The organism is Xanthomonas bromi, from assembly GCF_900092025.1.
In the GTDB taxonomy this organism is placed as follows: domain Bacteria; phylum Pseudomonadota; class Gammaproteobacteria; order Xanthomonadales; family Xanthomonadaceae; genus Xanthomonas; species Xanthomonas bromi.
Genome location: NZ_FLTX01000005.1, coordinates 55,615 through 70,087 on the forward strand (window position 1 = coordinate 55,615; position 14,473 = coordinate 70,087).

The 14,473-nt window shown below is 65.1% G+C and carries 12 protein-coding genes; 7 read left to right on the plus strand and 5 right to left on the minus strand.

Annotated features, from left to right (window positions below):
- The first annotated feature begins 58 nt into the window (after positions 1 to 58).
- The 7 genes from XBLMG947_RS01720 (at position 59) to XBLMG947_RS01750 (ending at position 7,039) form a co-directional block, all read left to right on the plus strand.
- Positions 59 to 1,141 carry an SPOR domain-containing protein gene (locus XBLMG947_RS01720; RefSeq protein ID WP_065466106.1) on the plus strand — a complete coding sequence of 361 codons (1,083 nt, stop codon included), beginning with the start codon at positions 59 to 61 and terminating at the stop codon, positions 1,139 to 1,141.
- Positions 1,142 to 1,353: 212 nt separating this feature from the next.
- Positions 1,354 to 2,109, plus strand: coding sequence for a CvpA family protein (locus tag XBLMG947_RS01725; RefSeq protein ID WP_065466107.1), 756 nt, complete (start codon positions 1,354 to 1,356; stop codon positions 2,107 to 2,109).
- A 30-nt stretch (positions 2,110 to 2,139) separates the two neighbouring features.
- Positions 2,140 to 3,606, plus strand: coding sequence for an amidophosphoribosyltransferase (gene purF, locus XBLMG947_RS01730; protein WP_065466108.1), 1,467 nt, complete (start codon positions 2,140 to 2,142; stop codon positions 3,604 to 3,606).
- Between the two features lie 28 nt (positions 3,607 to 3,634).
- Complete coding sequence (locus tag XBLMG947_RS23325) at positions 3,635 to 3,847, plus strand: hypothetical protein (RefSeq protein ID WP_065466109.1); 213 nt, start codon at positions 3,635 to 3,637, stop codon at positions 3,845 to 3,847.
- Entirely contained in the window at positions 3,844 to 4,650 is an 807-nt protein-coding gene (locus XBLMG947_RS01740) for a ferritin-like domain-containing protein (RefSeq protein WP_065466110.1), read from the plus strand. The genes XBLMG947_RS23325 and XBLMG947_RS01740 overlap by 4 nt, the downstream gene beginning before the upstream one ends.
- 582 nt (positions 4,651 to 5,232) lie before the next feature.
- On the plus strand, positions 5,233 to 6,486 hold the full coding sequence (locus XBLMG947_RS01745; RefSeq protein ID WP_065466111.1) for a zinc-dependent metalloprotease: 1,254 nt from the start codon (positions 5,233 to 5,235) through the stop codon (positions 6,484 to 6,486).
- 136 nt (positions 6,487 to 6,622) lie between these two features.
- Positions 6,623 to 7,039 (plus strand): hypothetical protein, encoded by a 417-nt coding sequence (locus XBLMG947_RS01750; protein WP_065466112.1) that lies wholly within the window; start codon positions 6,623 to 6,625, stop codon positions 7,037 to 7,039.
- A gap of 184 nt (positions 7,040 to 7,223) precedes the next feature.
- On the opposite strand, the gene lpxH is transcribed toward XBLMG947_RS01750, so the two are convergent.
- The 5 genes from lpxH to ppk1 all read right to left on the minus strand — a co-directional run bounded on the left by lpxH (position 7,224) and on the right by ppk1 (position 14,415).
- Positions 7,224 to 7,973, minus strand: coding sequence for a UDP-2,3-diacylglucosamine diphosphatase (lpxH, locus tag XBLMG947_RS01755; protein ID WP_065466113.1), 750 nt, complete (start codon positions 7,971 to 7,973; stop codon positions 7,224 to 7,226).
- Between the two features lie 679 nt (positions 7,974 to 8,652).
- Positions 8,653 to 9,195 (minus strand): phosphatase PAP2 family protein, encoded by a 543-nt coding sequence (locus tag XBLMG947_RS01760; protein ID WP_065466114.1) that lies wholly within the window; start codon positions 9,193 to 9,195, stop codon positions 8,653 to 8,655.
- Positions 9,176 to 10,312 (minus strand): glycosyltransferase family 4 protein, encoded by a 1,137-nt coding sequence (locus XBLMG947_RS01765; RefSeq protein WP_065466115.1) that lies wholly within the window; start codon positions 10,310 to 10,312, stop codon positions 9,176 to 9,178. The genes XBLMG947_RS01760 and XBLMG947_RS01765 overlap by 20 nt, the downstream gene beginning before the upstream one ends.
- 301 nt (positions 10,313 to 10,613) lie before the next feature.
- Positions 10,614 to 12,134 (minus strand): exopolyphosphatase, encoded by a 1,521-nt coding sequence (ppx, locus tag XBLMG947_RS01770; RefSeq protein ID WP_181093137.1) that lies wholly within the window; start codon positions 12,132 to 12,134, stop codon positions 10,614 to 10,616.
- A 178-nt stretch (positions 12,135 to 12,312) separates the two neighbouring features.
- On the minus strand, positions 12,313 to 14,415 hold the full coding sequence (gene ppk1 / locus XBLMG947_RS01775; RefSeq protein WP_065466190.1) for a polyphosphate kinase 1: 2,103 nt from the start codon (positions 14,413 to 14,415) through the stop codon (positions 12,313 to 12,315).
- Between the last annotated feature and the right edge of the window lie 58 nt (positions 14,416 to 14,473).

The following is a 14,473-nucleotide window of genomic DNA, read 5'->3' on the forward strand; positions in this document are numbered from 1 at the left end:
GGTGGCGCCGGCCTTATAATCGCCGCGGCACCCCGCCACGCCGCCTCTCGTCTCTTCCGTGGATACTGCTCTGAAACAGCGACTGATTGGCGCCATCGTTCTGGTGGCGCTCGCCGTGATCTTCCTGCCGATGCTGGTCAAGGGCCCCGCGCCGTCGAGCGGTGTGGCCGATGTGCCGCTCGAGGCGCCCGCAGCACCCACAAATGGCGAGTTCCAGACCCGCGAATTGCCGCTGGTCACCCCGGGCAACGCGCCGGCCGGTGGCGCGCTGGGCATGGCCGGTGCGCCGGCGCCGGTGCAGAACAACCCCGATGCCGCCGATCTGGCCGCTCCGTCCAGCACGCCTTCCGCACCGGAAGTGGCCGCTGGCAACTACGCGGTCAATTTCGGTGCGTACGCCACCAGTGCCGATGCCGATGCAGTGATTGCGCGGCTCAAGCAGGCGCAGTTGCCCGGCTTCAGCGAAAAAACCCAGATCAACGGCCACCCGGCCTGGCGCGTGCGCGTTGGGCCGTATGCCGACCAGGCCCAGGCCGAATCGGCGCGCCTGAAGGCAGTGAAGGTGCGCGGCGACGTCAATGCCCAGGTGGTGACGCTGGATGCCAACGCTGCTGCGCCAGCAGTTAGCACGCCGGCTCCAGCGCCCGCGCCTGCCGCGAAACCTGCCAGCAGCGTGGCCGCCGTCAGCACCACCGCACCGGCCAAGACCGAAAGCCTGCCGCCGGAGCCCGCCAAGCCGGCGGCCACCGCGCCCAAGCCTGCCGACGTGCCCAAGCCCGTGCCCGCCAAGCCCGAGGTCGCCAAGCCCGCAACTGCCAAGCCCGCAACTGCCAAGCCCGAGGTTGCTGCCAAGCCTGAACCTGCCAAGCCGGCTGCTACCGCGCCGGCAGCGCCTGCAGCCAGTTCGGTCGGTTTTGCCGTGCAGCTGGGTGCGTTTGGTCGCCCCGAGGATGCCGATGCCCTGCGCGACCGCGTGCGCGCCGCCGGTTTCAGCGCCTTCGTCGAACAGGTGCGCACCGACAAGGGCGCGCTCAACCGTGTGCGGGTTGGCCCGGTCGCCAATCGCAGCGATGCCGAACAGTTGCGTGCCCAGGTTGCAGCCAAGGTCGGTATCTCCGGCATGGTGCGGCCACATCCTTAAGGTCTGGCCCGGCCGCAAGCAAACACGGCCGCTGCTTGCGGCAGCCGCTCGTACACTGCACTGCGCGCGCACTGTCATGTGTCCGCCAGCTGCCCGCAGTGCGCAGCTTGCAGCCACCGGATTTCCAAACGCCTCGCACCCATGGAGGGGAGGGCAATGAACAACGAGCCAGATTGCACCAATGATGCGCACGTCGCGCGGAGAGGTTGCCGATGATCGACATGGTGTTGGGCGCCATCATTCTGGTGTCGGCCCTGCTGGGCTTGCTGCGTGGCTTTGTCGCCATCGTGGTCGGCACCTTGTCCTGGCTGCTGGCCGGCTGGGCTACCTTCATGTTCGGCGGCGCGGCGGCGCGCTGGCTCGCCGATGGCAAGCATCCGTCTGCCACCGAATCGTTCGGCGGTTACGCCATGGTGTTCGTCGGTGTGCTGATCACCGTGGCGGTGATCGGCATGGTGATCCGTGCGGGCGTGGATGCGATCAAGCTCGGCGGCACCGACCGCATGCTCGGGTTCGGCCTGGGCGTGGTGCGTGGCGGGTTGCTGGCCAGCGTGCTGGTGCTGCTGATGGGCTTCACCCCGCTGCCGCGCGAGCCGGCATGGCGACAGTCGGTGCTGCTGCCGATCCTGCAGCCCGGTGCCGGCTGGATGCGCGCGCAACTGCCGGCCTGGCGGATGCCGTCGATGGAGATGCCATCCATGGAACTTGGCAACTTGCCCAGGGAGTTGGGGAAGTTGCCTTCGGCAGGCGATAATACCGATCTGGGCAAAATGCTGTCCGGGTCTGGCTTGAGCGACAGCGTGTCGCGGGCGCTCGGTAAACCCAGCAAACCCGGCAATCCCGCCAGCGACGGACGCGATCCGACGCAGGCGATGCCGGCCAATATCGATCCGGCGCAGGTTCGCGGCGGAGAAAGCGACCCGGCTCGGGTCGAATCCCACGGCCAGGCACGGCCACCTTCACAGTAACGGCGCAAGCCGAAGCGGAGAACGCGCACCATGTGTGGCATCGTCGGTATTGTCGGCAACCAAAACGTCGCCGGGCAACTGTATGACGGCCTGACCGTCCTGCAGCATCGTGGGCAGGACGCTGCAGGCATCGCCACCGCAGATGGCACGCGCTTGCGTGTGCAGAAGGCCAACGGCCTGGTGCGCGACGTGTTCGACGAAAAGAAGATGGCGGTGCTGGAAGGCCGTGTCGGCATCGCGCATTGCCGCTATCCGACCGCCGGCTCGGAGGGCATGGACGAGGCGCAGCCGTTCTACGTCAACTCGCCCTATGGCATCGCACTTGCCCACAACGGCAACCTGATCAACACCGAGGCCTTGCGCCAGCAGGTGTTCGAAGCCGACCGCCGCAACATCAATACCGATTCGGACAGCGAAGTGCTGCTGAACGTGTTCGCCTACGAGCTGGACGCGCAGCGCATGCTCACCCCCGAAGCGGCGATCCGCGCAGTGGCTGGCGTGCACCGCCGCTGCAAGGGCGGCTATGCAGTGGTCAGCGTAGTGCTGGGCCTGGGCCTGGTGGCCTTCCGCGACCCGCACGGTATCCGCCCGCTGGTGCTGGGCAAGCGCGAGCATGCCGAAGGTACCGAATACATCGTGTCGTCCGAATCGGCGGCGCTGGACATCCTGGGCTATCAGCGCGTGCGCGACGTGCGCCCGGGCGAAGCGCTGGTGATCACCGCGCGCGGCGAGCTGTTCTCGGAAGTCTGCGCGTCACCGACCAACAATGCGCCGTGCATTTTCGAGTACGTGTATTTCGCGCGTCCCGATTCGATGATCGACAACATCTCGGTGCACAAGGCGCGCATGCGCATGGGCCTGAAGTTGGGCGAGAAGATCCTGCGCCTGCGCCCGGACCACGACATCGACACCATCATTCCGATTCCGGACACCTCGCGCGATGTGGCGCTGGAGATGTCCCATGTGCTCGGGGTGAAGTACCGCGAGGGTTTCGTCAAGAATCGCTACGTAGGCCGCACCTTCATCATGCCGGGGCAGGGCGAACGGCAGAAATCGGTGCGACGCAAGCTCAACCCGATCCATCTGGAATTCCGCAACCGCGTGGTGCTACTGGTCGACGATTCCATCGTACGCGGCACCACCAGCCGGCAGATCGTGCAGATGGCGCGCGACGCGGGCGCGCGCAAGGTGTACCTGGCCTCGGCCGCGCCGCCGGTGCGCTATCCCAACATCTACGGGATCGACATGCCGGCCGCCGAAGAGCTCATTGCGCATGGCCGCAGCGAGCTGGAGATCCAGGAGTTTCTCGGCTGCGATTGGTTGATCTACCAGGACCTGGAAGACCTGGAAGTAGCGGTGCGCGAAGGGAATCCAGACATCAAGCAGTTCGATTCCTCGTGCTTCAACGGCGAGTACATCACCGGCATCGAACCGGGGTATTTCGAACGCATCCAGCAGCTGCGCTCGGACGATGCCAAGAAGCGTCGCCGCGCCTGAAGTCCGACCGCACTGCGGCCGCCCGGCCGTGCTCGCGGCCGTGCTCGCGGCCGGGGTGGCGGTGCAGCTGGCGGGCTGCGCCGCCAATGACGCTGCGCCAGTTCGCTCGGTAGACGACCCGCACCTGCGCAATGGACAACCCCCCGTGGCGCTGCGCACCACGCTGGACATGCAATTGGACTGGCAGCAGCAGGCCGCGCTCCTAGCACCAAGCCAGCAACCACTGCGGCCGGTGCCGTGATCACGGATCTGTTCGACGCCGCATGCGCGTGCCTGGACGCGGCCGATCCGCTGCAAAAAGTTGCGTTGACGCAGCAGTACGCAGCGGCGTTTCGCGATGGCCGATTGACCATCGATCCGGCCGCGCCGGCGCCGGCGCCGATCCGCATGCCGGGCCGTCCTGCCACGCCGATCCTGGTGCATCCGCGCGAGCTGCCACGGCGCGGGCTGGGCACGCCGGACGGGCGTGCCGCCTTCATCCACGCCATTGCGCATATCGAACTCAACGCCATCGATCTTGCCTGGGATGCGGTGTATCGCTTTCGTGGGCTGCCCGATGCGTTCTACGCCGATTGGGTAGCGGTGGCCGACGACGAATCGCGCCATTTCATGCTGCTGCGTGCGCGCTTGCAGGCGCACGATCACGACTACGGCAACTTCGCCGCGCATAACGGCCTATGGGAGATGTGCGAGAAAACCGCGCACGACGGCCTGGCGCGCATGGCGCTGGTGCCGCGCGTGCTCGAAGCGCGCGGCCTGGATGTGACCCCGGCGATGATCGTCAAACTCCGTTCGCTAGGCGACGCCGCCACTGCCGAGGTGCTCGAAACCATCCTGCGCGAAGAAGTGGCGCACGTGGCTGCCGGCTCGCGGTGGTACCGCTGGTTTTGCGAACAGACCGGCGTCGAGCCGCGTGCACGCTTCAAGGCCTTGCTGGGCGAATATGCCGGCGGTTATTTGCATGGGCCGTTCAATCTGCAGGCGCGCCTGCTCGCCGGTTTCGACGAAGACGAGCTGGCCGATCTGGTGGAGCAGGCCGGCTGAGTGTGGTCTCGATGTCTGCGGCGCAAATGGCTGCCGTGGCGTGTGGTCTGAATCTGTCTGACGCATTCGTGGGCTGACTCCGTGTCGCCCACACGCGCCGTGTGCGACTGGATAGATTTACGTTGCCCTGATCAGCACGGATAGCCGTTGCGCGTGCGTCGCCCCACGCGCTGCTACGTATCGAAGACGACGCCATGAAATCTGCCGGTACCGATACGACATGGCGCCGCGGTGTCTTGTGACGCAGGTGAACATTGACGCAGTAAATCGCGTTGCGCAGGCAATCACGTGCACGCAGATCGATCTGTATTGCGACGCGCTATCGCCCTGTCAGGCACGCATGTGGCCTGGGCTTGTCCGACACGCTCTCTAGAGAGCGCGCGTTCTTTCCTCAGGACTGTGCGCTGGTTCCTATTCGATCGCAGCTGAAGTTGCATCCAGGTACCGGCAGGCATCACAGAAATGTAATTTTCCGTTGTAATAACTTGCAATCCGAACCTTCCTGCGCGCCCTAATGGCGTCCCGGGGACAGGGGCCCGGTGTTTTGCACCCGTTGCTTCCATGTCTTAGGAGAGAGAGACGATGAAGTCGAAGTCGATGTGCACCACGGTTGGGTTGATTGCCATGTGCCTGGCCGGGTCGGCCGCCGCTGCCGGCAAGCCCCTGTACCAAACCGGCCCGGCGCTCAGCCGCAGCGCCGCTGCCACCGTCACCGCCGAGCCCTCGCTGCAACGCTTGTTGAGCGCACCATCCACGGCCAATGCACAGGTGGTCCAGCTCGATGCCGCAGCGGTGACCGCCGGTGAAAAACTGCTGGAATTGCAGCTGGATGGCCAGACCGTTACCGCCATTCAGGCCAAGGTGGATGCCCTGGAGGGCGGCGATAGCGTGTGGTACGGCAACCTCGGCCCGCGTGCCGGTACCCGCGCGCGGACGCTCTCGGGCGTAGACCCGCTGAACTCGGCCATCCTGGTGCGCAGCGGCGACACCGTCACCGGCACCATTCGTTACGCCGGCAAGCTGTATCGCCTGCGTCCGCTCGCCGATGGCCACCACGTGCTGGTGCAAGTGGATGAGCAACGCATGCCGCAGGAGCATCCGGCCGAATACAGCCTGCTGCCCAAGTTAGACATGCCCAGCGACGGACGCGTCACTGCCGCCACCGTCTCATCGGGTAGCCCGGCGACCATTCGCGTGCTGGTGGTGGCCACCAACAAGGCCGTGACCGCGTACGGCGGAAACATGCAATCGCTGGTGCAGCTGGCGGTGGCCGAGGCCAACCAGGGCTATATCAATAGCAATGTCGGCATCACCTTGCAGCTGGCGCGCTACGAGACCACCAGCTACACCGAGACCGGCAACTTCACTACCGATCTGCAGCGCTTCCGCGTGACCAACGACGGCTACATGGACAGCATCCACACCAGCCGCAACACCTACACCGCCGATGTGGGCGTGATCGTGCTGGACAACAGCAGCTACTGCGGTCTGGCTTCGGGTATCGGCTCAAACGCGGCAAGCGCGTTCGCCTCGGTTTACTGGGATTGCGCTACCGGCTACTACAGCTTCGCGCATGAAATCGGGCATCTGCAGAGCGCACGCCACGACGCCACCAACGACCCGAGCACCTCGCCGTACGCCTATGGGCACGGCTACCGCTACGGCAACAGTTGGCGCACCATCATGGCCTACGACTGCTCCGGCGGCTGCCCGCGTCTGAACTATTGGTCCAATCCCAACATCAGCTACAACGGCGTGCCCATGGGCAATGCCAGCACCGCCGACAACCAGCGCGTGCTGGTCAATACCAAGGCCACGATTGCCGCCTTCCGCTGAGTGTTGTTGAGTGATCCAAGCCCGGCCCGGCACCGCAAGTGCCGGGCTTTTTGGGCGACACCTGCGCACGTGGATCGCGCACACTAGGCGCACCGCCGGTGACTGTGCCGGCCCTGTCCTGTCGAGCGGAGCCCTCATGTCCACGTCCCTGCGCTATGCGCTTGTTTTCCTGGCGGCGCTGACGGTTGCCGGATGCAAACAGCAACCGGCCGATCCCGTTGCCACGCAGCCCAAGCCCACCGTTACCGCGCCCGCACCAGCCGCCGGCGACGCGCAAGCCCGCGCACTGAATGTGCTCGAAGCCCGCTTGCAGAGCGACCATGTGTATCCGGACAACTGCATCAGCATCATGGCCGAACAGGCCGATCCGCCTTCGCCGGACGCGTTCGAATTTGCGGTGCACGAACGCCACGGCGACGGCTGCCCTGGCGACCCGCGGACCAGCCCGGTACGCGACCGTTTCCGCGTGCAGACCGATGGCACGTTGCTGTGGTACGACGTGGTGAATGCGGATTTCGTCGGCTACGCCGAGCGTGCGCGCAGCGTGCAGTGATGCGTGACGGTCACTGATCGACGTGCGTGCAGCTCTGTTTCAGTAAGAGCCGCTCAGATGGCCCCGCGCAGCCGCGAGGCGATCGCATAGGACACGCCCGGGATGGTCCTGCGCGCCTTGAATGCAGCATCGCGTCGCGTCACTGCGCCTTGCCATGGCAGGCAGAGCACGCGGATCGGCCGGGTTACAGCGCCAACTGCTCCAGCGACACACCGTCGGCGTCTACATGCAGCACCGAGCCTTGTGCGTACCAGTCGCCCAGCACGATGCGCGTGCAGGTGGTGCCGCCGGCCTGCAGGGTGTGGATGGCAGGGCGATGGGTGTGGCCGTGGATGAGGCGGTCCACCCCGTACCACACGAAGGTGGCTTCCACTTCGGCCGGCGACACGTCGGTGACGGTGTCGAGCTGCGCCTGGTCGCCCTGCTTGAGTTCGGCGTAACGGGCCTGACTTGCCGCACGCGCCTGCTGCGCGAACGCTACGCGCGCGGCCAGCGGCTGCGCCAGGAACTGCGCCTGGAACACCGGGTCGCGCGTCTGCGCGCGGAAGGCCTGGTAAGCAGTATCGTCGGTGCACAGCAGGTCGCCGTGCAGCAGCAGTGTGGTGTGTCCGTACAGATCGATGACGGTGGGATCGGGCAGGATGCGGAAGCCCGCGCGCTGCGCGTAGGTCTCGCCCACCAGGAAGTCGCGGTTCCCCGGCATGAAGAACACCGGTACGCCCGCATCGGCCACCGCGCGCAACGCCACTGCGACCGCGTCGGCGGCGGTGGCGGTGGACGGGGTGTCGTCGCCGATCCAGGCTTCGAACAGATCGCCCAGGATGTAGAGCGCATCGCTATCGGGCACCTGCGTCTGCAGGAACTCCAGGAACAACTGGGTGATCGCCGGCCGGGCCGGATCCAGATGCAGGTCGGAAATGAACAGGGTGGTCATGACGCCATTGTACGGCGGGAGCGCGGTGCGGTCAGGGGCAGGGGACGCGGGAATTCGGGATTTGAGATTCGGATTGGGATGTGAGATGGGGCGTTGTTGATGCGGGGCTAAGAAGCTCAGGATTGTCGATCAGCGATCGGTCGCAGTGATCGGCAATCAGCGACCAGCGACGGGTGGGCATGCGTCAGTCATTGGCCCAGTAAGGAACCGGTGATCAGCTTGAGTGGGCAGTTGCCCGCGTCGCAACGCTCGAGAATCGAGACTCAAGGCCTGAGTCCACTGATCGTTGATCGTGCAGGCTTGCCGCTTGTGAGCATTGCTCGCCACGACGCCGGTGCGCCAAGCGGCCTTCAGCGCCAATGAAGCGCGCAGCACTTGGAGCTTGCGTCTCTCACCGCCGGCCGCCAATGCACTGCATGCCTACCAGTGGCGCGCACGCAATGGTGCGCACGCACCGCAAGCGCGGGCCGGGGGCGGGGCAGGAGTGGTGTACCGCGCGAAGCTACCTGCCGACGTCGCACTTGCTGCGCGTTGGCTTTCTATCGATCTTCGTGGAAGAACAATCGACGGCGGGTGCGTGAGGCTTCGCACGCACCCGCATTCGCCCCTGGAGGGCGTCTCTTCCTGAAGCACAGCCGTCATGTCTGTTACGACGCCACGCTGCCGCAGACCGCAGCGCTTACCCCAGCACCAACGGCAGAGCCCACAGCGACAGGCCGGCCAGCAGCACGCCGATCACCGTGGCGGCCAGCACGTCGCTGGGATAGTGCAGCCCCAGCACCACGCGCGAGAGTGCCACGCCGGCCGAGAATGGCACCAGCAAAGGGGCAAGCCAGGGATAGTAGGCCAGCGCCACGATACTGAAGGACACTGCGTGCAGGGTGTGGCCGGAGGGGAAGCTGAACTCGTCCAGCGGTGCCACCCAGGCGCGAATGCGCACGTCCGCCGCATACGGGCGTGGGCGACGCGTCCAGCGTTTGAGGGCCTTGTAAAGCGTCAATGCAAGCACGCCGGTGGCGGCCATGTGCGCGGACGCACGTACACCGTCCATGCCGTCGAGCACCACCAGCAACCCCATCAGGGCGTACCAGAACACGCCGTCGCCAAGGCGACTGATGGTGGCAAACACACGCCGAACCGAGTTGCGTCGGCACCAATGATTGGCGCGTCGGCACCAGCGCGCTTCGTGGCCGCGCAACACCTCAAGCCGCGTTGACGACATAACGCCCCCGTGCAGTGCTGATTTCAAACAACAACGCTTCGAAAGCGGAAACTACATTGTCTGGATGCAATTTTTTCATGGCCTGTGCCGCCGCCGTGCCCATGCGCTGGCGCAGTGCATCGTCTTCGGTGAACGCGACGGCGGCCTGGACGAATGCCTCGTCGGTGTCCACCGCCGCGCCGTTATGGCCATTGCGTAGATATTCGCGTGCCGCGCCGTAATCGAACGCAACCGTGGCTACACCGCTGGCCATCGCTTCCAGCGTCACATTGCCGAAGGTTTCGCTGCGGCTCGGGAACAGGAACAGATCGCCGCTGGCGAAGTGACGCGCCAATGCATCGCCGCGTTGGACGCCGCAGAAAATGAAGTCCGGATTTTCATGGGCGATCTTCTCGCGAGCCGGGCCATCGCCCACCCAGACGAAGCGCGCCTTCGGGCGGACCTGCTGCAGCGCGCGAAAGGCGCGTACGGCCAGCGGCAGATTTTTTTCGCTGGCGATGCGCCCAACGTAGATGGCGGCAAAGCCGTCGTCTTCGATGCCCCAATCGGCGCGCAATGCGAGATCACGACGGCTCGGATCGAATTGCTGGCTGTCCACTGCGCGCGCCAGCAGTTGCACGCGTTCGAAACCTTCATCGCGCAGGAACTGTTGCAGTTCGCGCGTGGGCACCAGGGTCGCATCGGCCTGGTTGTGGAAGCGCCGCATCCAGCGCAGCGCGGTACCTTGCAGCCAGGCAGCGCCGTAGTCGGGCAGGTATTCGTCGAATCGAGTGTGAAAGCCGGTGGCAACCGGAATGCCCAGCTGGCGGGCGGCACGCATCGCCGACCAGCCCAGGGGACCTTCCGTGGCCACGTAGATCGCATCCGGTTGCGTGCTGCGCCAATGACGCACGAGGCGTTGCGTTGCCGGCAGGCCGAATTTCAACCCCGGATAGCGCGGCAGCGATACACCACGCACCAGCAGCGCATCGGTCGTTGCGGTATCGGCGCTTTGGCGTGGTCTCACCACATCCACCTGGTGTCCGCGCGCGCGCAGACCCGTTTCCAGACCGTGCACGGTCAACGCAACACCGTTGACCTCGGGGGGATAGGTTTCGGTAACGATCGCGTAGCGCATGCCCGTTCTCCCGTTTCCGCTAGCTTCAGGGAGTGCGATGGCATTGACGTTGCGCCGATAAGACGTCGTGGTGACAAGCGCGACGGGATTGGGAATTTGTTGGTCGGGATTCGAAATTCGGGATTTGCACACGCGCCGCAGCTTGCGTGTGACGCAACGCTGACAGTGGGGCGCACGCATCAGTACATCGCAGTCGACAGATTCCTGATCCCTACTGCCGTCCCCTACCTGAGGCCCTGCCGCCCCCGGGAACAACAAATCCCGAATCCCCACTCCCAAATCCCACCTGAGGCCTCCGGCCTCAGGCCACAAACGGTTTGAACGCAATTCCCAGCCCGGCCATGCTGTCGACTTCTCCGATCAGGTCGGCGCGCAGCAGCGGGCGTGAGTCGATCCAGCTTTGCGACAGGATCAACGACAGCCGGGTGTCGTCGGCGGTGAGTTCCAGGGTCGGAATCGGGTCCGCTTCGTGCGCGCGGTGCAGCAACACTGCCAGCCGCAGCAGCGCAGCCTTGCGCCGGGTTGGCAGCAGCAGGCGGTCGGGCAGCGCATCGAACGCGGTCTTGGGCACATTGCGCCGATGCGTACGCACCAGTGCGGCCAGCACCTGTTGCTCCTGCCGCGAGAACCCGGCGATATCCGAGTGCTCCAGGATATAGCTGCCGTGCACGTGGTACTGGCTGTGCGCAATGATCAGTCCCAGCTCGTGCAGGCGCGCGGCACGTCGCAGCACCTGCGCATCGTCGCCATCCAGTTGCCATGACTCGCAGACTTGATCGAACAGGCGGCAGGCAGTGGCTTCCACGCGCTGCGCCTGCACATCATCGATCCCATAGCGCTGCATCAGCGAGGTCACCGAACTGTCGCGCGGATCGTTCTCGCCGCCGCGGCCGAGCATGTCGTACAAGATGCCTTCGCGCATCGCCGCCTTGCTGACCATCAGTTTCTCCAGTCCCAGCGCCTGGAATGCCGCTTCCAGCACCAGAATGCCGCCGGCGATGATCGGCCGCCGCTCGGCCGCCAGGCCCGGCAACTGGATGTCTTCGAGGCGCTTGGCCTTGAGCAGTTCATCGCGCAGCGCCGCCAGTGCAAGCGCCGTGATCGCGCCCTTGGTCAACTTCATCGCCGCGCAAATCTCGCCGATGGCCTTGTGCGTGCCGGACGAGCCGATCGCTTCATGCCAGCCCAGCGCCCGGTACTGGCCGGCGAACTGCTGGAACTCGGCGCCGATCTCGGTCAGCGCGTCCTTCCATTTCTTCTTCGACAACTTGCCGCCGGGGAAAAACCGCCGCGTGCTGGCAATGCAGCCAGCTTGCAGACTTTCGCGTTCCAACGTTTGAAACCCGCGGCCGATGATGAACTCGGTCGAGCCGCCGCCGATGTCGATCACCAGCCGGCGTTGGTCTGGCTTGGGCGGTTGCGCATGCGCAACGCCGAGATAGATCAGGCGCGCTTCCTCGCGCCCGCTGACCACTTCGATCGCATGGCCCAACGCAGTTTCGGCCGGCATCAGGAACGCTTGCGGCGAACGCAGTTGACGCACCGTGTTGGTGGCCAAGGCGCGCACGCGCAGCGAGGGCACGTCGCGAATGCGTTGGCCGAAACGCGCCAGGCATTCGAGCCCGCGCTGACGCGCTTCGTTGGAGAGACCACCTTTGCCATCCAGGCCATCGGCCATGCGCACGGTCTCGCGCAGGCGATCGACAACGCGCAGCTGACCCATCAGGTAGCGCGCAATGACCATGTGGAAACTGTTGGACCCTAGGTCGATGGCGGCAAGAAAATCGCCATCGCGCAGGGGCGGAATCGTGGGGGAGGGCATTGGCATGGCCGCATGGTAGCCGATGGGCCGTTGGCCCCGTGAGAGGCCATCCGTGCGCCCATGCGCGGGCAGGCACGATCCGTGGTTGGAATCGCTGGGTGCAAGCCGTCAATCGACGTGATGGGCGTGCCGCACGCCTTCGCGAACGGCATCCCACCTTGCGGACTACCCGCAGTGCTCAGATCCGATCGAGTAAGGTCATCTGCGCCGAATGTAGTGGCTCGCCCGGCGCAGGCGTGCGCCTGTGGTATACGCCTTCGGGATCCAGCTCCCAGGCGCTGACATTGTCGTCCAGATAGTTCTGCAGCACCTCGCGGTAGACGCGCTTGGCCAGGTCCGGATCCAGGATGGGGAAGCAGGTCTCCACCCGCCGCAGCAGATTGCGTTCCAGCCAGTCGGCGCTGGCGCAATACAACTCGGCGGCGCCGTCGTTGCCGAACCAGTACACGCGGCTATGTTCCAGAAAGCGCCCCACGAGCGAACGCACGCGGATGTTGTCCGACACGCCCGGCACGCCGGGGCGCAGGGTGCAGGCCCCGCGCACGATCAGATCGATCTGCACCCCGGCCTGCGAAGCCAGGTACAACGCACGCACTACTTGCGGTTCGTTGAGGGCATTCATCTTGGCGATGATGCGCCCCGGGCGACCCTTGCGGGCCAGCCGCGTTTCGCGATCGATCCGCTTCAACACGCCGGCATGCAGCGTAAACGGCGACTGCAGCAACTGGTCCAGCTTCATGCGCGGCGCAAGCCCGGACAACTGCTGGAACAGCATATGCACGTCGTTGCCGATTTCGGCATCGGCGGTGATCAGGCTGATGTCGGTATATAGACGCGCGGTGCCACTGTGGTAATTGCCGGTGCCCAGGTGCACGTAGCGTTTGAGCTTGCGGCCCTCGCGCCGCACGATCAGCAGCATCTTGGCGTGGGTCTTGAAGCCGACCACGCCGTAGACCACCTGTACGCCGGCTTCCTGCAGTTTGTCGGCCAGGCCCAGGTTGGCTTCTTCGTCGAAGCGCGCACGCAACTCCACCACCACGGTGACGTCCTTGCCGTTGCGCGCGGCCAGAATCAGCGCATCGACAATCAGCGAATCCTTGCCGGTGCGATACAGCGTCTGCTTGATCGCCAGCACGTTCGGGTCGACCGCCGCCTGGCGGATCACGTCCAGCACCGCAGTGAACGCATCGAAGGGGTGATGCAGTAATACATCGCCTTTTTTGACGATCTCGAAGATGCCCTCGCTGTCGCGCAACGTGCGCGGATTGAACGAGGGGTACTTGAGTTCGGGGCGCTGCACCAGATCGTAGACCTGCGTAACGCGGCTCAGGTTGACCGGCCCCACGATGCGATACACCGCGTTCTCGTTCAGGCCAAAGTTCTGCAGCAAGGTGCGCAGAATCGGCGCCGGGCAATCGTGCGCGATCTCCAGCCGCACTGCCGGCCGGTAGCCGCGCGTGACCAGTTCGTCGCGCAAGGCCAGTGCCAGGTTTTCGACTTCTTCCTCGTCCACCACCAGTTCGGAATTACGGGTGACGCGGAACTGATACGAGCCCATGACCTGCATGCCCGGGAACAGTTCGTCGACGAATTCGGACAACACCGACGACAGGAACACGAAGCTCTGCGCGCCCTCCGGCGACAGGCTCGCCGGCAGTTGGATGATGCGCGGCAGCGAACGCGGTGCGCGCACGATGGCCAGATGCCCGGCGCGACCGAACGCGTCCTGGCCTTCCAGCACTACCACGATATTCAAGGTCTTGTTGAGGATCTTCGGGAACGGATGCGCCGGGTCCAGCCCCAGCGGCGACAGCACCGGCATGATCTCGTTGCGGAAATACGCACGCAGCCAGCGTTTCTGGCGCGAGGTCCAGGCCGAGCGGCTGAGCACGGCAACGCCAGCATCTTCCATCGCCGGGCGCAGCACTTCATTCCATGCGTGGTATTGCTGCTCGACCAGCTTGGCGGCGCGATCGTGCACGGCATTGAGGATGGCGGTCGGGCTCAAGCCATCCGGTGCCGGCGGCAGACCGAACTCCTGCGCGTGCCGCACGGTGGCTGCACGGATTTCGAAGAATTCGTCCAGGTTGGTGCACGAAATGCACAGAAAACGCAGCCGTTCCAGCAACGGTACCTGCTCATCGAGCGCCTGCGCCAGCACCCGGAAATTGAAGTCCAGCTGCGACAGCTCGCGGTTGATGTACAGCGCCGGATCACGCAGAGGATCGGTGGCGATGTCGTCGCCGGGTGTGATGTCGTGCAGTTCTTTGGCGTGGCCCATGGAATCGATCATCAAGACGGGTTGTGTGCGTGGTTGCCGCGCAGCTGCAGCGCAGGCG

Bases quoted from the DNA above. Each gene is read 5' to 3' on its own strand.
- XBLMG947_RS01725 (WP_065466107.1), top strand. From the start codon at position 1,354: ATGATCGACATGGTGTTGGGCGCCATCATTCTGGTGTCGGCCCTGCTG.
- purF (WP_065466108.1), top strand. From the start codon at position 2,140: ATGTGTGGCATCGTCGGTATTGTCGGCAACCAAAACGTCGCCGGGCAA.
- XBLMG947_RS01745 (WP_065466111.1), top strand. From the start codon at position 5,233: ATGAAGTCGAAGTCGATGTGCACCACGGTTGGGTTGATTGCCATGTGC.
- XBLMG947_RS01750 (WP_065466112.1), top strand. From the start codon at position 6,623: ATGTCCACGTCCCTGCGCTATGCGCTTGTTTTCCTGGCGGCGCTGACG.
- lpxH (WP_065466113.1), bottom strand. From the start codon at position 7,973: ATGACCACCCTGTTCATTTCCGACCTGCATCTGGATCCGGCCCGGCCG.
- XBLMG947_RS01760 (WP_065466114.1), bottom strand. From the start codon at position 9,195: ATGTCGTCAACGCGGCTTGAGGTGTTGCGCGGCCACGAAGCGCGCTGG.
- XBLMG947_RS01765 (WP_065466115.1), bottom strand. From the start codon at position 10,312: ATGCGCTACGCGATCGTTACCGAAACCTATCCCCCCGAGGTCAACGGT.
- ppx (WP_181093137.1), bottom strand. From the start codon at position 12,134: ATGCCCTCCCCCACGATTCCGCCCCTGCGCGATGGCGATTTTCTTGCC.
- ppk1 (WP_065466190.1), bottom strand. From the start codon at position 14,415: ATGGGCCACGCCAAAGAACTGCACGACATCACACCCGGCGACGACATC.